Raw genomic sequence first — 17429 nt, forward strand, 5'->3', positions numbered from 1 at the left:
GCGCGATTTTCCGGGCCTGCACCGCGCGTGGCGGGCCGGCGGGTACAATTTCCGCCGGTCTTGCCGCGGTACACCACATGCAGCTTCGCTTCGCTCTATTGGCCCTGGGGTTGCTTGGGGGCAGCGCGTACGCACGCGACGTCATGATCGATGGCACCGTCTACGAAGAGCGCGACGGGCGTGCCGGCCGCAGTGCGGATGAGCCGGGTCTTGCCGGTATTGCAGTGTCCAACGGTGAGCAGATCGTGCGCACCGATGTACAGGGGCACTACCGCCTGCCGGTGCGCGATGGCCAGACGGTGTTCGTGATCAAGCCGGGCGATCGCCGATTTGTCCCTGCCGCCGACGGGCTGCCCGGGTTCTGGCGCCACTATGCGCCGCGCGGTTCGGTGACCCACAAGTATCAGGGCATCGCATCCACCGGCCGCACCACGCAGGGCTGGGATTTCGCACTGACGCCGCGTGCGGAAGTTGGCGGCAACGGTTTCGATATGCTGGTGTTCGCCGACAGCCAGACCGCCAGCCTCGCCGATGTGGGCTATTACCAGCGCGATATCGTGGCACCTCTGGTCGGCAAGACGTCCGTGCGCCTGGGGACCACACTCGGCGACATCGTCAACGACGATCTGAGCCTGTATCCGGTCCTGAACAAGGTCACGACCCAACTGGGCGTGCCCTGGTTCCATGTGCCCGGCAATCATGACCTCAACGTCGATGCCGGCGACGATCTGCAGTCGCTGGACAGCTGGCGCGCGGTCTATGGCCCGGACACGTATGCGGTGGAAGAAGCCAATGCGAGCTTCGTGTTTCTGGACGACGTGATCTACACCCCTGGCGGCAAGCCGGCGTATGTCGGCGGCCTGCGCGAGGATCAGTTCGTGTTCCTGCAGCACTACCTGGCGCAGGTGTCGCGCGAGCGGCTGCTGGTGCTCGGCATGCATATCCCGCTGTTCGATGCGGCGCCGGGGCAGGAGACCTTCCGGCATGCCGATCGCGGCCGCCTGTTCGCGCTGCTGAAGGATTTCCCGCATGTGCTGGTGCTCAGTGCGCACAGCCACACCCAGCGGCACGTCGATCACGGCGCCGACGAAGGCTGGCACGGCGCACGCCCGCTGCACGAATACAACGTGGGTGCGGCCTGCGGTGCGTTCTGGTCGGGGGTCAAGGACGCCGACGGCATCCCCGATGCGACCATGAGCGACGGCACGCCCAACGGCTATGCGGTGCTGAACGTAGCGCCGGATGGCAACTACACCTTGGCCTACCACGCGGCACGCGCAGCCGACGACGCGCAACTGCTGCTGCATGCGCCCAAGGTGCTGCGACAGGGCGCATATCCGGCCTGGGGCATCTACGCCAATGTGTTCATGGGGCAGGACGATACCCGCGTGGAGATGCGCATCGACAACGGCGCATGGCAACCGATGAAACGACAGGAGCGCGCCGACCCGCGGCTGCTGGCCGAAAACGCGCGCGACGATAGCGCTGACCGGCTACGTGGTTACGACCGTTCGCCGGAAGCGACCCCCTCCACACATCTGTGGCGCGGCGTGTTGCCGACCACCCTGGAGGTGGGCGAGCACCGCGTGGACGTGCGCGCGCACCTGCCCACCGGGCAGTACAGCGCCCACACGGTCTATCGCCTGCAACGCGCCGATCCGTAAATGCCGGTGCGGTGGGCTGGCGCACCGATGTGCGTTGGTTCGTGGTCACGCGTGCGGCCGATCGCGCGCCCGCACGTGACACCGTAAGGTCGGGTACGTGCGTTGCATCGTGCGGACCGGTCAGGCAGCGCGGTGAGGCCTGTGTTGCCGGCTGCGCGAGAGCATTGACGCAGCGCTCCGTTGGCCGCGCGCCTGCGCCTGTGCAGCCAACGGGCAGGCACCACCCCGGTGGCACAAACACAAACGCCTCCACAAGGGAGGCGTCTCAGGACCCGGGCTGGCAAGCGTCGGCGCGCTGGCGGGGGTCTGTGCTGGCTGGCAGAAGCTGGCTGGCCCGGCGAGTGTAGCGAGGCCGTCGAATCGCCGACGAAATGAGAATTAGTCTCAGCCTTTCGTGGCCGAAGGTGGCGATGGGGCCGTTGGAGCAGACGTCGGCGGGGTCGTCCCCTTGCCGACGTTGCTGCTGGTGTCCGGACTGCGGCCGCTGCCCGGGTCACCGTCGTTGGCCGGCTCGGCGTCGGCATCCGGATCGATGTCGACCGGCGGATACGGATAGGCGAGGGCAGGCCCAAGTCGCAACCCTGCACGCCAGTGCGCCAACACCGGTGCGATGCGCTTGCCGAGCGATTGCTGCGGCAACGAGGGTAATTCGCCGTCCTGCTTTTCGCGCGCGGTGATGGCAGCCCTGGCCATGTCGAAGGCCGCAAGCGGGTCGTCGCTGCGGTTCATCGCATCGATCAGCCAGGCCTGGCCGAAGTAGGTGGCGTTGGACGTATTGCCGCAGCCGAAGGACGGCCGATCCGCCCGCGCGGCGGTCAGGATCACGGTGTCCGGCGAACGCAGCGCCGGGATGAATCCGCCCGAATAACAGGCCGACAGCACGATGATGCGGTTGCCGATGCCGGCATCGTCCAGTGCGGTGCGCAGATCCTGCGGGCTGATGAAGTCTTCTTCATTCTGGTCCACCTGCACGTACAGCGTGTGGTCTTCAGTGCCGTGCGTGGTCACGAACAGCAGCAGCGCATCTTCCTTGCGGTCCATGCGCTTGCCGATCGCAGCCAGCGTGTCGTAGAGGTTGTCGTAGGTCGCCAGTGGCGCGTACGGATGCTCGCCCAGGTTGTCCGGGTTGTTGACCAGCGTGACCACGCGGCCGCGTGCGTCGAAGCGTTGCTCGAACAGTTGCTTGAGGTAGAGCGTTTCGTTGCGGAAGACATCGTCGCTGGCATCGCCGGCAAAGCCGACCACGTACAGATCGGTCACGCCCGGGCGCTGCGGCTGCACCGCCGCCAGCGCCTTGGCAAGTGCGGCCTGGTCGATCGGGTCCGCCTCGGCTGCCGCGTTCGCGGCCGCGGGCGGCAAGGCCGCGCCGGCATCGGGGTGGCACCCGGCCACCAGGACGGCCATGGCCAGCAGGGCCAAGATCCGACGAAGCAAGCGGTGCGCCGGCGGCAGGAAATGGACTCTCACAAACAACGCCGATGCCTCTCGAAGACGGATGGACACAGCGCTCGACCAAGGCGTCTTGTCGCCCAACTGCTGCGTCAAGCGGAATCGGCCTTGCGCACGCCGGCTGCATTGCGAGCAGCCGGTGTGCGCAATGACGCCACGTTTCAGAACACCAGCTGCGAGAAGCTCTCCACGCGCTGGTGGCTGCCGACATCGTCGGCCGAGCGCGGCGTGGGGTAGTCCTCCAGGCGGTCCAGCAACGCGGTGCGCATGCTGGCGCGCTTGGCCGCGTCGAGTTCTTCGATCACATCCGACAGGAACAGGATCTCCGGCCCCGGCACGCCGATGCGCTCGGCAATCCGGCGGTAGCTGGCGCTCTCGCGCTTGGGCCCCACCTCGGTGTCGAACCAGTCGGTGATCAGGCCGCTCAGATCGCCGGCGTCGCTGTGCGCGAAAAACAGCTTCTGCGCCGGCACCGAGCCGGACGAATACACGTACAGCGGGATGCCCTGCGCATGCCAGGCCTGCAGCTGGATCGCCGCATCGGCGTAGATGTGCGCAGTGAAATCGGCAGTCTTGTAGCCATCGCCCCAGATCAGCCCCTGCAGGGCCTTGAGCGCGGTGTGCTTGCGGTCCTCGTCGATCCAGGTCTGCAACGTGGTGATCAGCACGTCGTCCGGCACGTCCTCGCCGATCTCGTCGGCCACCTGGTTGAGCCAGTGGCGCACCTGCGGATGATTGCCGTGCTCGCGTACATACGCGGGCATGGCGCGGCGTGCATACGGAAACAGCACGTCCTTGACGAACGAAATGCTGCTGGTCGTACCTTCGATATCGGTGAGGATCGCGTGCGGTCGTGTCATCGTCAGCTGGCCTTGTGAGGTTTCTCGGGGGCGTAGCGGGGGAATTGTTTGGCGATTTCGGTGCCGGTGAAGTGGCCGACCCAGCCATCCGGCTCGGTGAAGAAGCGGATCGCCACGAAGTGCGGCTCCGGCCCCATGTCGAACCAGTGCAGGGTGCTGTCGGGCACGGCGATCAGATCGTCCTTGACGCACTCGATCTCGTAGACCTTGTCGTCCACGTGCAGCGTGAACAGGCCCGAGCCGGCGACGAAGAAGCGCACCTCGTCTTCCTTGTGGAAGTGCTCGTCCAGGAACTTGGCGCGCATTTCCTCGCGCTTGGGGTTATCCGGCGCGATGCTCACCACGTCCACGGTCTTGAAGCCGCGCTCGGCACTGATGCGGTCGATGTCGGCGCGATAGGCCGCCATCACCTGTTCGGGCGTGGCGCCTGGCTCCACCGGTTCGCTGGCGTGCCAGCGCTCGAAGGTGACGCCGATCTTGACCAGCTCGGCGGCGATCGCATCGCCGTCGCGGCTGTCGAATTCCGGGGTGGTCGGGTTGGTGTCGGCGAAGATACGCAGTCGGCTCATGGCGGTTTGGCTCACGAATGGGGGACGGACGATGATCAGCGCGGGCCGCGCAATTTCAGCAGTTCGAGCTCGCAATGCAGCAGGAATTCGAACGCCTCCAGATGACGACGTGCCTCGGCCATGTTGCGGCCCCAGGCATACAGCCCGTGTCCTTCGATGAGATACCCCCACATGCTCTGTTTGTCCAGCAAGGCCTCGACCTGCGCGGCCAGCACCTGCATGTCCTGGGTATTGGCAAATACCGGCACCTCCACCGCGGTCTCGTGGGTGGTGTTGCCGTCGAAGGCCTTGAGCAGCTCGTAGCCTTCCAGCCGGATCACGCCGGGGCCGGCATACAGGCGCGAGGCGATCGTCTGTACTGGCGAATGCGTGTGCAGCACGCAGCCGATCTCCGGAAACCGGCGATACAACTGGGTGTGCAGCAGGGTCTCCGCGGAGGGTCGCAGCGGACGGCCAACGGCCTGGCCATCGAAGTCCACCACCATGATGTCTTCCTCGACCAGGCGGCCCTTGTCGCGGCCGGAGACGGTGATGGCGGCATGCTGCTCGTCCAGGCGATGGGAGAAGTTGCTGCTGGTGGCGGGCGTCCAGCCGGCCTGGGCCAGCTCGCGGATATTGCCGATCAACAACTGCGCCAGCTCGTGCAGGCGGGCGGCGCTATAGGGCAGGGGGGCAGTGGTCGCATTCATGCGGCTATTCTACCGCCCCACCGGATTACGGTCAGGTGCAGCGCAGCAGGGGGTGTTGCTGCCACGCCCGGGTCGCGAATGGCTGACAAACGATGAAGCGCGCGCGTCAGATGGTGAACGCAGTGGTTTTTGTTAGCCGCCTCTTGTCGGGGGCAGTCAGAGGGCGAGGTGAAACGCTTTAGTCGGTCGAGGGCGCGGTGTCCTCACCGCTTGCGGGACACGCCTTGAACCCGTCCCTGGGGGCTCGGTGGCGGTATCCATGCCGCCACACGGTCCCGCAACCGGCAAGGACACCGCACCAGACAGTTGGCCGGCTGTTTTTTTGAAAACATATTGCTCGGCTTGCGGCGCGCAGACTGGACGTTTCTAGTCTGGTCTTCCGCTCGGCTTGCGATGGAAAGTGGTGAGAGGTTGAGCGGACGCCCAGTGATCCAACCAGAGCACGTCATGCACTGCTTGCAAACACACACGCCGACCATCCCGACAGGTCCTTGCCCGCCCACCGTCGCGGGACCTTACGCGGCATGGATGCCGCGTAAGAGCCTCCATGGACGGATTCACGGCGTGTCCCGCGATGGTGGGCGGGCAAGGGCCCTGCAGCCAAGTTGCAGACCAGCGGACCAGGGCCCTGCAGCCAAGTTGCAGACCAGCGGATCAGGGCCTTGCAGCCAAGTTGCAGATCAGCGGATCACGGTCCTGCAACCAGGTCACAGATCAGCCGCCCAGGAGCCGAATACCTGGCACCCGCTCTGCCATACATCGGCCGGCGGTCGTTCGTCAGTGCCTGCTGGCGCGCGCGCGCTCAGCGTCCGTCGCGCAGGCGACTGTGACGGTAGCCGTAGCCGAAATAGACCACCAGCCCGACCAGCGTCCACAGGCCCATCAGCATCCAGTTGTGCAGCGTCATCGCCGACAGCAGCGCAAGGCAGCTCAGCACGCCGGCACTGCAGATCAGCCACGCCGCCGGCATGCGGAACGGGCGCGGCAGTTCCGGGTGGGTGCGGCGCAGGATCAGCACGCCGGCGCAGACCGCGGCAAAGGCGATCAGCGTACCCATCGAGGTCAGCTCGCCCAGCACGTCCAGCGGGAACACGGCCGCCAGCACGGCGATGCCGACACCGGTGATGATGGTGTTGATATGCGGAGTGCGGTACTTGGGATGGATACGGGTGAAGATGGACGGCAACAATCCGTCGCGCGCGATGATCATGAAGATGCGCGGCTGCCCGATGATCATCACCAGCACCACCGAGGACAGCCCGATCAACGCGCCTACTTCGACCACCACGCGCAACCAGGCCAGCTGCGGATGCGCTGCTACTGCGGTCACCACCGGCTCGTCGGTGCCGAGCAGCGTATAGGGCACCAGACCGGTCATCACCGCCGCCATGGCGATGTAGAGCACGGTGCAGATCAGCAGCGACAGCATCATGCCGATCGGCAGGTCACGTTGTGGCCGGTGCGATTCCTGCGCGGCCACCGACACCGCTTCGAAACCGATATAGGCGAAGAACACCATCGCCGCACCGCGCAGCACGCCTTCCATGCCGTACTTGCCCGGGCCTTCGTTGGCCGGGATGAAGGGATGCCAGTTGGCGGTATCGACGTACTTCCAGCCCACTGCGATGACCAGGATGATCAGGCCGGTCTTGAGGATGACCATCGCCATGTTCATTGCCGACGACTTGCGGATGCCCACGTAGCACAGCCAGGTCAGCAACAGCACGATGCCGGCGGCCGGCAGGTTGGCGATCGCACCGGTGGGCTGCAGCTTGCCGTCCAGCGGTGCACTGACCAGCGCGGCCGGCAGGTGGATGTCGAAGTGTTCCAGCAGGCTGAGGAAATAGCCGGTCCAGCTGACCGCCACTGCCGAGGCGGATACGCCATATTCCAGTACCAGCATCCAGCCGATGAACCACGCCGCCAGCTCGCCGAAGGTGGCGTAGGTGTAGGTGTAGGCGCTGCCGGACACCGGCACCATCGCTGCGAATTCAGCATAGGCCATGGCACAGAACGCGCAGCAGATCGCCGCCAGCACGAACGACAGCACGATCGCCGGGCCGGCATGGTCGGCCGCAGCCTGGCCGGTGATGACGAAGATGCCGCCGCCGATCACCGCGCCGATCCCGAGTGCGGTCAGCCCCCAGGGGCCGAGCGCGCGTTGCAGGCCCAGCCCGTCGGCCGCCTCATGGCTGGCGTGCGGGTGTTTGGTGGCCCAAAGTTGTTTGAACATGCAGCAGTTCCGGCTTGGCGCTGAGCGCGATCATTGAACGAGAAGACCGGCGCTGTGCGCCGGTCTTGAGAGAGCGTCAGGCCCGCTTGGCCAGACGACTGTTGTGGATGCCGTAGCCGAAATAAATACACAGGCCGATCACGGTCCAGCCCACGAACACCTTCCAGTGCTCCTGGAAGGCCTGGAAGAACAGGAACAGACAGGCCAGCGCCCCCAGTGGGCAGATCACCATCGCCAGCGGCACCCGGAACGGGCGCGGCAACTCAGGCTTGGTGAAGCGCAGCACCATCACCCCGGCGCACACCGTGGCAAAGGCGAGCAGGGTGCCCATCGAGACCAATTCGCCCAGCACGTTCAACGGGATCACACCGGCCAGCAGCGCAGCGACCACACCAACAAAGAGCGTGCCGACATAGGGCGTGTGGAACTTGGGGTGCACCTTGCCGAACAGCTTGGGCATCAGCCCATCCTTGGCCATGGTGTAGAAGATGCGCGGCTGCGCCATCAGCATCACCAGCACCACCGAGGACAGGCCGGCGATCGCGCCAATCTCCACCGCGGTCTTGAGCCAGGTCAGTTGTGGGTGCGCTTCCAGCGCGGTGGCCACCGGCTTGGCGGTGCCCAACTGGGTGTACGGCAGCAGGCCGGTCAGCACCGCACAGACGATGATGTAGATGACGGTACAGATCGCCAGCGACACCAGAATGCCGATCGGCATGTTCTTTTGCGGGTCCTTGGTTTCGCCGGCAGAGGTGGAGACCGCATCGAAGCCGATGTAGGAGAAGAACACGATCGACGCCGCGCGGAACACGCCGTCCCAACCGAACTTGCCCGGGCCGGCGTTTTCGGGGATGAAGGGATGCCAGTTGGCGGGGTCGATGTAGGCGATGCCGAAGCCGACGAACAGGCAGATCACCACCACCTTGATCGCCACCACGATCGCATTGGCGAATGCGGACTGGGTGACGCCGACATAGCACAGCATGCTCACCGCAGCGACGATCAGCACTGCCGGCAGGTTGACGATATTGCCGGAACTGACAAAGCCGTGGCCGTCCCAGGCCAGTGGCGCACCCGCCAGTTCCGCAGGGAACGGCAGGCCGAGCGTGCCGGTCAGGAAGCTGATCAGGTAGGCGGACCAACCGACCGCGACGCTGGAGCCGGCAAATAAATACTCCAGCACCAGGCACCAGCCGATGAACCAGGCGATGCCTTCGCCGAGCGTGGCATATGAATACGAGTAGGCGCTGCCGGAGACCGGCATCATCGCCGCGAATTCGGCGTAGCACAGCCCGGCGAATGCGCAGGCGATGCCCGCAAACACGAACGAGAGCATCACTGCCGGGCCGGCGTGATTGGCCGCCGCTTGGCCGGTCAGCACAAAGATACCGGCGCCGATGACCGCGCCGATGCCGAGCATGATCAGGTGCTTGGCGGTGAGGGTCCGTTGCAGCGTGGCTTCGCCTTGCAGGCTGCCTTCGACCGGTTCGCCCGCATCGACGCGGCCGGCGGGCTCGATCGGTTTGACCCTCAACAGAGATTTCAGCATTCGGTACGTCCCTAAGTGGCAAAGCAAAGGCGCACGCGCCCGGGCGAAGGTGTGTGCCGCCCCCGAAGGACAGGCAAGCGGCCTACCTTGCCAAAGCTGCACGCTCACGACAAGCACGTACGCAGCATGAATGGCGATAATGGCCGCTTGGCCGACGGGCGACCGGGAACGAGAGATAGTGGATGCAACCTTGCGGCAGCAACTGGCTGCCTACCGCGCACGCTGGCCGGACGAGGCCGTTGTGGCCGACCAGTTTGCGCAGCTGCTGGACGATGCCACCGATCCGTTCGTGCGCGAACGTGTCGAAGGTCATTTCACCGGCTCGGCCTGGGTGGTCAGCGCCGATGGCAGCCGCACCCTGCTGACCCACCACCGCAAGCTGCAGCGCTGGCTGCAGCTGGGCGGACACGCCGACGGCGACCGCGATCTGGCCCAGGTGGCGCTGCGCGAGGCGGAGGAAGAATCCGGGCTCAGCGGCTTGCGGCTGGCGGACACGGCACTGTTCGATCTGGACCGTCACTGGATCCCGGCACGCGGCGAGGTGGCCGGGCATTGGCACTTTGATGCGCGTTACGTGGTGATGGCCGGTACGGACGAGGCGTTCGAAATCAGCGAAGAATCGCTGGCGCTGGCCTGGCGCCCGATCGTCGAGCTGCTTGCAGAACCGGAGCTGGATCCGTCGCTGCGGCGCATGGCCGAGAAGTGGGTGGCCCGAGGCGTGTGATGGGTGCTGAGGGTGTGCGCCCTCATCCGCCCTGCGGGCACCTTCTCCCACAAGCGGGAGAAGGGAGTAAGCGGAAGACCGATGGCCTGCACATTCTTCTCCCGCAAGCGGGAGAAGGGAGCAAGCGGGAGACCGATGGCCTGCACTTTCTTCACCCGCTTGCGGGAGAAGGGAGTAAGCGGGAGACCGATGGCCTGCACTTTCTTCACCCGCTCGCGGGAGAAGGGAGTAAGCGGGAGACCGATGGCCTGCACTTTCTTCACCCGCTCGCGGGAGAAGGGGGCAAGCGGGAGACCGATGAGCTGCATTTTCTTCACCCGCTCGCGGGAGAAGGGAGTAAGCGGGAAACCGATGACCTGCACTTTCTTCACCCGCTTGCGGGAGAAGGGGGCAAGCGGGAGACCGATGAGCTGCACTTTCTTCACCCGCTTGCGGGAGAAGGGAGTAAGCGGGAGACCGATGACCTGCACTTTCTTCTCCCGCTTGCGGGAGAAGGGGGGCAAGCGGGAGACCGATGAGCTGCACTTTCTTCTCCCGCTTGCGGGAGAAGGTGGCGCAAAGCGCCGGATGAGGGCGCTCGCGCAACAACAGATCAATACAAGACGCGCGTCCGCAACGTGCCTTCGATCAACGCCAGGCCTTCCTTCAACGCGGTGGCCTGCGCCTCGCTGGCGCTGACATCGATCACCACGTAGCCGACCTTGGGGTCGGTGCGCAGGAATTGGCCGTCGATGTTGACGTTGTGGCGCGAGAACAGTTCGTTGATTCTGGAGAGCACGCCCGGCACGTTGCGATGGATATGCAGCAGGCGCAGGCTGTCGGGATGCTCGGGCAGGGTGACTTCCGGGAAGTTCACCGCCGACAAGGTGCTGCCGTTGTCGCTGTAGCGCACCAGTTTTGCAGCGACTTCAATGCCGATGTTGTCCTGCGCTTCCAGCGTGCTGCCGCCCACGTGCGGGGTCAGGATCACGTTGTCGTGCGCGATCAGTGGCGATTCGAATGCATCGCCATTGCCCTTGGGCTCGATCGGGAACACGTCCACTGCTGCGCCACCGATCTGGCCTGAGGTGAGCGCCGCATCCAGCGCGGCAATGTCGATGACGGTGCCGCGCGAGGCATTGATCAGATGCGCGCCGGGCTTCATGCGGGCGATTTCCGCCGCGCCGATCATGTCCTTGGTGGACGGGGTCTCGGGCACGTGCAAGGTCACCACGTCGGCGCGGGCCAGCAGGTCGTCCAGGTCGATCGCCGCGCGCGCGTTGCCCAGCGACAGCTTGGTTTCGATGTCGTGGAAGATCACCTGCATGCCCAACGATTCGGCCAGCACGCCCACCTGCGTGCCGATATGCCCGTAACCGACGATGCCCAGCACCTTGCCGCGGGTTTCGTGGCTGCCGGCCGCCGACTTGGACCAGCCGCCACGGTGGCATTCGGCATTTTTCTGCGGAATGCCGCGCAACAGCAGGATCGCCTCGGCAATCACCAGTTCGGCCACGCTGCGGGTATTGGAGTAGGGCGCATTGAACACCGGGATCCCGGCCAGCTCGGCGGCATCCAGGTCCACCTGGTTGGTGCCGATGCAGAAACAGCCCACCGCGATCAGCCGCTTGGCGTGCGCCAGTACCTCGGCGCTCAGCTGGGTGCGCGAGCGGATCCCGACGATGTGCGCCTCGGCGATGCGCGCAATCAACTCGTCTTCCGGCAACGACTTGGCATGCAGTTCGATCTGCGAGTAGCCGGCGGCGTGGAATACATCCACCGCGGTGGGGCTGATGCCTTCCAGCAACAGCACGCGGATGTCCTGCTTGGGAAACGAGGTTTTCTTCGGCGACATGGGGGAGCGCAATGCAGCAATCGGGTCGGCAACTATGCCAGATGGGCTGCCCGATAGGGCGCTGGCCATGCGGTGTTTGTGCGGCGCCAGCCCTTGTGCTGCAACGGTTTCAGCTGAATCCAACACGGCGCCGGCGCGGCGCATCGCAACTGGACGAGGCCGGCGCACACTGGCACGCTGTGCGGTTCCTACTGCCGCGCCGCGTGCCATGACCGACCCCCGCATTGTTTCGTTGCAACAGGCCGTGCCGGCCCTGCGCCTGAAAACCGAGCCGGCCGACCTGGAACATTACGGCCGCGACTGGACGCGGCGCTGGACGCCCAACCCGCTGGCCATCGCGCTTCCGGGCTCGGTCGATGAGGTGCAGGCGGTGGTGCGCTGGGCTAATGCGCAGGGCGTGGCGGTGGTGCCATCGGGCGGCCGCACCGGGCTGTCCGGCGGCGCGGTGGCCGCCAACGGCGAACTGGTGCTGAGCCTGGAGCGCTTGAACAAGCCGCTGGACTTCAACCCGGTGGACCGCACGCTGACCGTGCAGGCCGGCATGCCGCTGGAAGCGGTGCACAACGCCGCGCGCGAACAGGGTCTGGTGTACCCGGTGGATTTTGCCGCACGCGGCTCCTGCTCGATCGGCGGCAATATCGCCACCAACGCCGGCGGTATCCGGGTGATCCGCTACGGCAACACCCGCGAATGGGTGGCCGGGCTAAAAGTGGTCACCGGCGGCGGCGAGCTGCTCGAACTCAACAACGCGCTGGTGAAAAATTCCAGCGGCTACGACGTCCGCCATCTGATGATCGGCTCCGAGGGCACCCTGGGCATCGTCGTCGAAGCGACGCTGCGGCTGACCGACCCGCCGCCGCCGAGCAATGTGATGCTGCTGGCGCTGCCCTCGTTCGAGGTGCTGATGCAGGTATTTGCAGCGTTTCGTGCGCAGCTGCGGCTGGAGGCCTTCGAGTTCTTTACCGACCGTGCGCTGGAACACGTGCTCGCGCATGGCGCGCAGGCGCCGTTCGCCGAGGTTCACCCGTATTACGTGGTCACCGAGTTCGCTGCCGGGGATGAAGTGCAGGAAGCGGCGGCGATGGCGGCGTTCGAGACCTGCATGGAGCAGGGCTGGGTCAGCGACGGGGTGATCAGTCAGAGCGATGCGCAGGCCGCGCAGCTGTGGCGGCTACGCGAGGGCATCACTGAGGCCGTGGCGCGCTACACCCCGTACAAGAACGATGTGTCGGTGCGCATCTCGGCAATGCCGGCGTTTCTGGCCGAAACACAGGCCTTGCTCGGCCAGGCGTACCCGCACTTCGATGTGGTGTGGTTCGGCCACATCGGCGATGGCAACCTGCACATCAACGTGCTCAAGCCCGACGATACCAGCCAGGCCGATTTTGTCGCTGCCTGCGATCAGGTCACCAAGGTGCTGGCGCATGCGCTGCAGCGTTTTGGCGGCAGCATCTCTGCCGAGCACGGCATCGGCCTGGTCAAGAAGCCGTATCTGTGGAGTACCCGTTCAACCGCGGAGATCGCGCTGATGCGCGGCATCAAACATGTGCTCGATCCTCATCTTTTGCTGAATCCCGGCAAGCTGTTCGACATGGACGACGCGCCCGGCGTCACGCACGCCGGTTAGTCTTTCGGCACCTCACATGGAATCGACATGCCAATGATGCGCTCCCTGGTGTTTTGTGCGTTGACCCTGCTGCCGCTGGCTGCAGCCGCCTCCAGTCTCGCCGGCACGTCGGCCGGCGCATCGTCGGCTGGCTCGTCCAATAGCAGCAGTTCTGGCGACGACAAGGTGGTCGCCGACGCGCGCGAAGATGCGGCCGGCTTCGTTGCCAGCGATGGCGCCATCCGCGGGGCGCGCCTGGAAGCGGCGCTGCTGCAGCTGCGTAGCCGCAGCGATGCGGCGCGTCTGTCCAGCGACCTGGAATTGGCTCAGTCCATTCTGGCGCAGTGAGTCGTCGCCGCCGGTGCGGCTGGCTGTGGCTGGCCGCAGCACTCGCACCGGCGGCGTACGGCCAGTCGCAGCTCGCTCCGGCGCTGCAAATTACCGTCATGCCTGCGGACCTGAGTCCGGAGCAACGCGATGCCAGCCAGGCGCTGGTCCAGCAGGTCGTGCAGCGCCTGCCGCAGGGCTGGGCGCAACGCCCTGCAGCGCCGATCCAGCTGCAATGGCGCCGTGATCTGCCTGCACGCGTGAATGGCCGCGCCATCGGCAACCACATCCTGCTCGACCGCGCCTTGCTGCAGTCGTGGAGCGCGCAGCCGGCACGTGAGCGCGCCGATGTGACCGCACCGGCCACGCGCGCCGCCATGGCGGCGTTGATCCACGAGTTGGCGCATGTGCGCGACCGTGGCGCGGGCAGTGCGCTGTCGCGTGACCCCCGCTTGCGCGATCTGGCCGGCTGGCAGGTGCGGCCATGGCGGGTTGGACGCGGCGCAAACCACTTCAGCGACCGCAGCCCCGACGCTTACGAGCGGCATAGCCCTGCAGAGTTCGTCGCGGTCAATCTCGAACATTATGTGCTGGACCCGGACTATGCCTGCCGGCGTCCCGCGTTGGCGGCGTGGTTGTCCGAACAGGTGGGCCCGCCGCAGAACGTCGCATCGTGCGCACCGGCGCTGCCCTACCTGCAGGCCGACAACGATGCCGGGGCTATGTCGCTGCTGAGTCTGGATCCTTCCCGCGTGTATGCGGTGGACTACCTGCTGGCCGAAGGGAACCAGCAGCCGATGAGCCGTTGGGGCCACAGCATGTTGCGGCTGGTGATCTGCGCGCCCGGTCGCGTGCCCGGACCGGATTGCCGGCTGGACCTGCAGTACCACCGCGTGCTCTCGTTCCGCGCGTTTGTGGGCGATGTGCAGATTTCCAGCTGGCGCGGGCTGACCGGGTCGTATCCGTCGCGGCTGTTCGTGTTGTCGCTGAACCAGGTCATCGACGAGTACACCAAGGTGGAACTGCGCGCGCTCTCGTCGGTGCCGCTGGCGCTGACGCCCGAGGAGATCGCCGCGCTGCTCACGCGTGCAGCGCAGGTGCACTGGAGCTACGACGGGCGCTATTACTTCGTCGGCAACAACTGCGCGGTGGAAACCTACAAGCTGCTGCACGACGGCGTGCCGCGTCTGGGGGCCGCCGATCTGGCGTCGATCACGCCGCGTGGCCTGCGCCAGCGCCTGCAACGCGCCGGTATCGCCGATATCGGGGTGTTGGACGACCACGCCCAGGCAATCCGCCAGGGCTATTACTTCGAGTCGGCGGCCACGCATTACCAGGCCATGTTCGAGGTGATCCGGCGTGGCATCCCGGTGCCGCAGACCAGCGTGGCGCATTGGCTCGATGCACAACCCGCCGCACGCGCGCAGTGGTTCGACCAGGGCGGCCTGCGCGAAACCGCAGCGGCGCTGTTGCTGGAGCAGGCGGCACTGCGTCGGCAGGAGTTGCTGGCGCGCGATGCACTCAAACGGTTGCTGCGCCCTGGCGTGGCCGACCGCGCAACGGTGCAGGACCAGCTGCAGGTAGTATTCGCGCAGCAGGCGCAGTTCAGTCGCCCGGCGACGCTGCTGGCCACCTCCGGTTATGGGCTGCCGCAGACGGACGAACAGCGGCAGCTGGCAGAGCGCGTTGCGCAGGACAGCGGCGTATTGGTCGATGGCTGGAAGCAGCTGCAGCGCTTGGGCCGCCAGCACTTGCCGGCCAACCTGCGCAGTGGATTGGAGCAGGGTGAAGCGAATGTGGCGCGTTTGCGTACGCGCTTGCGTGTGCTGGCGCGCGGTGAGGCGGCTGCCGACAACGTGCAGTCGGACGTGCGCATGCCTCTGCAGATGCATTAGCGAACCAGGCTACGCAAAGGGGGCGTAGCAGAGCCCCTCTCCCGTCGGGAGAGGGGTTGGGGTGAGGAGGACAATGTCCCGAGGGGAGAAGGGATGCTTCAGCCGGCGGGTTGCAGATCCGCTTGCACTGCATACTGGCGCAGCCATTCGCTGATGTGCGCGTCGTTGCGGTACTGCTGCATCAGCTTTGCAAGCCGTGCCGGCGCCGGTGTGCAGAATTGCGCCACGGCGACTTCGATTTCGTGGCGGCGGTCGGCGTCATACGGTTCCTCGCCGGCGAAGTGCTCGCACGTGTCGTAGTCGTCCACCAGCGCACGCACCTCATCGGGCATGCCGCACAGGCCGGCCGGGTGCTGCAGCCATTCTTCCTCCACCTTGGAGTCGGTGCAGGTTGCCGCAGCCGGCGCCGACGCGGGTGTCGGTACCGGTTCCGCGGTGCAGGCAGTCAGCAGCCCCAGCGACAGGGCTGCGATCAGGCGCCGCATCAGTCGGCGCGGCCAGCAAATTCGCCCGTGGTGGTGTTGACCAGCACGCGCTCACCGTTGCTGATGTACTCGGGCACCATGATTTCCATGCCGGTATTGAGCTTGGCCGGCTTGGGGCGCTTGGTGGCGGTGCCGCCCTTCAGTTCCGGCGGGGTTTCCACCACTTCCAGGGTCACCGTCTGTGGCAACTGCACGGCCACCGGCTGGTCGTCGATCACCTGCACGTAGATGCCGGTCAGGCCATCGGTGATGTAGCCGGCATCGGTGCCGATCACGTCCGCATCCAGCGTGTACGGGGTGAAATCTTCGTCGTCCATGAACACGAAGGCTTCGCCATCCTTGTACGAGAACGTGGACAGGCGGCGCAGCAGCTCGACTTCGGGCAGGTTGTCGTCGGCATCGAAGCTGGCGTCCAGCTTGGCGCCGCCGGGCACGCTGTACATGATGAAGCGGAAGCGCACATTGCCGCCGCGCCCCTGCGGCGAGCTGCGCTCGATATCGCGGATCTGATAAATGCCGCCGTTGTATTCGACGACGTTGCCTTTCTTGATGTCGTTAGCTTTCATGGGAATCGGGAGTTGGAAATGGAGAATCGGAAACGCAGGGACCGGGGGTGGGAGCAGGGCGCCGTTGCGATTCCCCATTCCCGTTTCCCGATTCCCGGCTACTTGGGTGCCAAGCGCACGCCGCCGTCCAGGCGGATCACTTCGCCGTTGAGATAGCGGTTGCGCAGGATGAAGGCGACGGTGTCGGCGTATTCGTCGGGTTGGCCCAGGCGCGAGGGGAACGGAATCGAAGCGGACAGCGATTGCTGCACGGCCTCGGGCATGCCGTCGACCATCGGGGTCCAGAACACGCCGGGCGCGATCGTCATCACGCGGATGCCGAAGCGGGCGAGTTCGCGCGCCATCGGCAGGGTCATGCCCACCACGCCACCCTTGCTCGCGGCATAGGCGGCCTGGCCGATCTGGCCCTCGTAGGCAGCGACCGAGGCGGTGTGGATGATCACGCCGCGCTCGCCGTCGTCGCCGGCGGCGTTGTGCTGCATGACATCGGCGGCCGCCTTGGCCACATTGAAGCTGCCGACCAGGTTGACCAGCACAGTGTTGCGGAAGGTCGCCAGCGGCATCGGCGCCTCCTTGCCCAGTACGCGCCCTGCGCCCAGGATGCCGGCGCAGTTGACGACAAGCGTGAGCCCGCCCAACGCCTGCGCCGCCTGCGCGATATTGGTTGCCACCTGCGCCTCATCGGTGACGTCGGTGGCGAAGTAATGCGCATTGCCGACGCCCAGCGCCGCCAGCGCCGCGTCGGCCTTGTCCGCGTTGACATCGAACAGGGCCACCTTGCCGCCGTCGGCCACGATGCGTTGCGCCACGGCCAGGCCCAGGCCGGAGACGCCGCCCGTGACAACGGCAAGAACAGAAGACGGCTGCATGCGATGGTTCCCTGTGATGCGTTGGATGCCGAGCGATGACGGCACGCGAACGGTGGACGAGACGGCCGGCAATTCTAGCCGAAGCCCTTGTGCCAGCGTGCCGGCGACTG

Annotated in this window: 15 protein-coding genes; 5 read left to right on the forward strand and 10 right to left on the reverse strand. The window is 65.9% G+C overall.

Features of this window, described 5'->3' with window-relative positions; translation table 11 throughout:
- Nucleotides 1-77: 77 nt before the first annotated feature.
- Nucleotides 78-1664, forward strand: a complete 1587-nt coding sequence (locus tag ACCQ10_RS09645; protein WP_372362932.1) for a calcineurin-like phosphoesterase C-terminal domain-containing protein — start codon at nucleotides 78-80, stop codon at nucleotides 1662-1664.
- 384 nt (nucleotides 1665-2048) lie between these two features.
- Here the strand turns inward: ACCQ10_RS09645 and ACCQ10_RS09650 are convergent, their stop codons facing one another.
- The 6 genes from ACCQ10_RS09650 to ACCQ10_RS09675 form a co-directional block, all read right to left on the reverse strand.
- The gene (locus ACCQ10_RS09650) at nucleotides 2049-3068 is read right to left on the reverse strand and encodes a C13 family peptidase (RefSeq protein WP_372363092.1); all 1020 of its coding nucleotides are present in this window, start codon (nucleotides 3066-3068) and stop codon (nucleotides 2049-2051) included.
- A gap of 206 nt (nucleotides 3069-3274) precedes the next feature.
- Complete coding sequence (mtnC, locus tag ACCQ10_RS09655) at nucleotides 3275-3973, reverse strand: acireductone synthase (RefSeq protein WP_372362933.1); 699 nt, start codon at nucleotides 3971-3973, stop codon at nucleotides 3275-3277.
- Nucleotides 3974-3975: 2 nt separating this feature from the next.
- Nucleotides 3976-4542, reverse strand: a complete 567-nt coding sequence (locus tag ACCQ10_RS09660; protein ID WP_039410252.1) for a 1,2-dihydroxy-3-keto-5-methylthiopentene dioxygenase — start codon at nucleotides 4540-4542, stop codon at nucleotides 3976-3978.
- Nucleotides 4543-4577: 35 nt separating this feature from the next.
- Nucleotides 4578-5231, reverse strand: a complete 654-nt coding sequence (locus ACCQ10_RS09665; RefSeq protein ID WP_039410254.1) for a methylthioribulose 1-phosphate dehydratase — start codon at nucleotides 5229-5231, stop codon at nucleotides 4578-4580.
- Nucleotides 5232-6033: 802 nt separating this feature from the next.
- Nucleotides 6034-7464, reverse strand: coding sequence for an amino acid permease (locus ACCQ10_RS09670; protein WP_039410257.1), 1431 nt, complete (start codon nucleotides 7462-7464; stop codon nucleotides 6034-6036).
- 76 nt (nucleotides 7465-7540) lie between these two features.
- Complete coding sequence (locus ACCQ10_RS09675) at nucleotides 7541-9013, reverse strand: amino acid permease (RefSeq protein WP_047696287.1); 1473 nt, start codon at nucleotides 9011-9013, stop codon at nucleotides 7541-7543.
- Nucleotides 9014-9152: 139 nt separating this feature from the next.
- On the opposite strand from ACCQ10_RS09675, the gene ACCQ10_RS09680 reads away from it, so the two are divergent.
- A complete protein-coding gene (locus tag ACCQ10_RS09680; protein ID WP_372362934.1) occupies nucleotides 9153-9737 on the forward strand; it encodes an NUDIX hydrolase in 585 nt (194 codons plus the stop codon).
- 592 nt (nucleotides 9738-10329) lie between these two features.
- Here the strand turns inward: ACCQ10_RS09680 and serA are convergent.
- Complete coding sequence (serA, locus tag ACCQ10_RS09685) at nucleotides 10330-11571, reverse strand: phosphoglycerate dehydrogenase (protein ID WP_372362935.1); 1242 nt, start codon at nucleotides 11569-11571, stop codon at nucleotides 10330-10332.
- A 208-nt stretch (nucleotides 11572-11779) separates the two neighbouring features.
- Here serA and ACCQ10_RS09690 point away from each other — a divergent pair, with 208 nt between their 5' ends.
- From ACCQ10_RS09690 to ACCQ10_RS09700, 3 genes are read left to right on the forward strand one after another with little or no spacing between them, the layout of a single operon-like run.
- Nucleotides 11780-13198, forward strand: coding sequence for a D-2-hydroxyglutarate dehydrogenase (locus tag ACCQ10_RS09690; RefSeq protein ID WP_372362936.1), 1419 nt, complete (start codon nucleotides 11780-11782; stop codon nucleotides 13196-13198).
- A gap of 33 nt (nucleotides 13199-13231) precedes the next feature.
- Nucleotides 13232-13525: a DUF2388 domain-containing protein gene (locus ACCQ10_RS09695; RefSeq protein WP_115004571.1), complete on the forward strand. Its 294-nt coding sequence runs from the start codon at nucleotides 13232-13234 to the stop codon at nucleotides 13523-13525.
- Nucleotides 13522-15399, forward strand: coding sequence for a DUF7844 domain-containing protein (locus tag ACCQ10_RS09700; protein WP_372362937.1), 1878 nt, complete (start codon nucleotides 13522-13524; stop codon nucleotides 15397-15399). Before ACCQ10_RS09695 ends, ACCQ10_RS09700 begins: the two co-directional genes overlap by 4 nt.
- A gap of 98 nt (nucleotides 15400-15497) precedes the next feature.
- Here ACCQ10_RS09700 and ACCQ10_RS09705 read toward each other — a convergent pair whose 3' ends face one another.
- The 3 genes from ACCQ10_RS09705 to ACCQ10_RS09715 form a co-directional block, all read right to left on the reverse strand.
- Complete coding sequence (locus tag ACCQ10_RS09705) at nucleotides 15498-15884, reverse strand: hypothetical protein (protein ID WP_372362938.1); 387 nt, start codon at nucleotides 15882-15884, stop codon at nucleotides 15498-15500.
- Nucleotides 15884-16450 carry an elongation factor P-like protein YeiP gene (gene yeiP, locus ACCQ10_RS09710; protein ID WP_047696273.1) on the reverse strand — a complete coding sequence of 189 codons (567 nt, stop codon included), beginning with the start codon at nucleotides 16448-16450 and terminating at the stop codon, nucleotides 15884-15886. The genes ACCQ10_RS09705 and yeiP overlap by 1 nt, the downstream gene beginning before the upstream one ends.
- A 98-nt stretch (nucleotides 16451-16548) precedes the next feature.
- Complete coding sequence (locus ACCQ10_RS09715) at nucleotides 16549-17319, reverse strand: SDR family NAD(P)-dependent oxidoreductase (RefSeq protein ID WP_372362939.1); 771 nt, start codon at nucleotides 17317-17319, stop codon at nucleotides 16549-16551.
- Nucleotides 17320-17429 lie beyond the last annotated feature (110 nt).

It is taken from the genome of Xanthomonas sp. NCPPB 1325 (assembly GCF_041477645.2).
GTDB classification, from domain to species: Bacteria; Pseudomonadota; Gammaproteobacteria; order Xanthomonadales; family Xanthomonadaceae; genus Xanthomonas; species Xanthomonas cannabis.

What these genes read in the sequence shown, in the direction of transcription:
- ACCQ10_RS09645 (WP_372362932.1), top strand. Translation starts at nt 78, where the DNA reads ATGCAGCTTCGCTTCGCTCTATTGGCCCTGGGGTTGCTTGGGGGCAGC.
- ACCQ10_RS09650 (WP_372363092.1), bottom strand. Translation starts at nt 3,068, where the DNA reads ATGGCCGTCCTGGTGGCCGGGTGCCACCCCGATGCCGGCGCGGCCTTG.
- mtnC (WP_372362933.1), bottom strand. Translation starts at nt 3,973, where the DNA reads ATGACACGACCGCACGCGATCCTCACCGATATCGAAGGTACGACCAGC.
- ACCQ10_RS09660 (WP_039410252.1), bottom strand. Translation starts at nt 4,542, where the DNA reads ATGAGCCGACTGCGTATCTTCGCCGACACCAACCCGACCACCCCGGAA.
- ACCQ10_RS09665 (WP_039410254.1), bottom strand. Translation starts at nt 5,231, where the DNA reads ATGAATGCGACCACTGCCCCCCTGCCCTATAGCGCCGCCCGCCTGCAC.
- ACCQ10_RS09670 (WP_039410257.1), bottom strand. Translation starts at nt 7,464, where the DNA reads ATGTTCAAACAACTTTGGGCCACCAAACACCCGCACGCCAGCCATGAG.
- ACCQ10_RS09675 (WP_047696287.1), bottom strand. Translation starts at nt 9,013, where the DNA reads ATGCTGAAATCTCTGTTGAGGGTCAAACCGATCGAGCCCGCCGGCCGC.
- ACCQ10_RS09680 (WP_372362934.1), top strand. Translation starts at nt 9,153, where the DNA reads ATGGCCGCTTGGCCGACGGGCGACCGGGAACGAGAGATAGTGGATGCA.
- serA (WP_372362935.1), bottom strand. Translation starts at nt 11,571, where the DNA reads ATGTCGCCGAAGAAAACCTCGTTTCCCAAGCAGGACATCCGCGTGCTG.
- ACCQ10_RS09690 (WP_372362936.1), top strand. Translation starts at nt 11,780, where the DNA reads ATGACCGACCCCCGCATTGTTTCGTTGCAACAGGCCGTGCCGGCCCTG.
- ACCQ10_RS09695 (WP_115004571.1), top strand. Translation starts at nt 13,232, where the DNA reads ATGATGCGCTCCCTGGTGTTTTGTGCGTTGACCCTGCTGCCGCTGGCT.
- ACCQ10_RS09705 (WP_372362938.1), bottom strand. Translation starts at nt 15,884, where the DNA reads ATGCGGCGCCTGATCGCAGCCCTGTCGCTGGGGCTGCTGACTGCCTGC.
- yeiP (WP_047696273.1), bottom strand. Translation starts at nt 16,450, where the DNA reads ATGAAAGCTAACGACATCAAGAAAGGCAACGTCGTCGAATACAACGGC.
- ACCQ10_RS09715 (WP_372362939.1), bottom strand. Translation starts at nt 17,319, where the DNA reads ATGCAGCCGTCTTCTGTTCTTGCCGTTGTCACGGGCGGCGTCTCCGGC.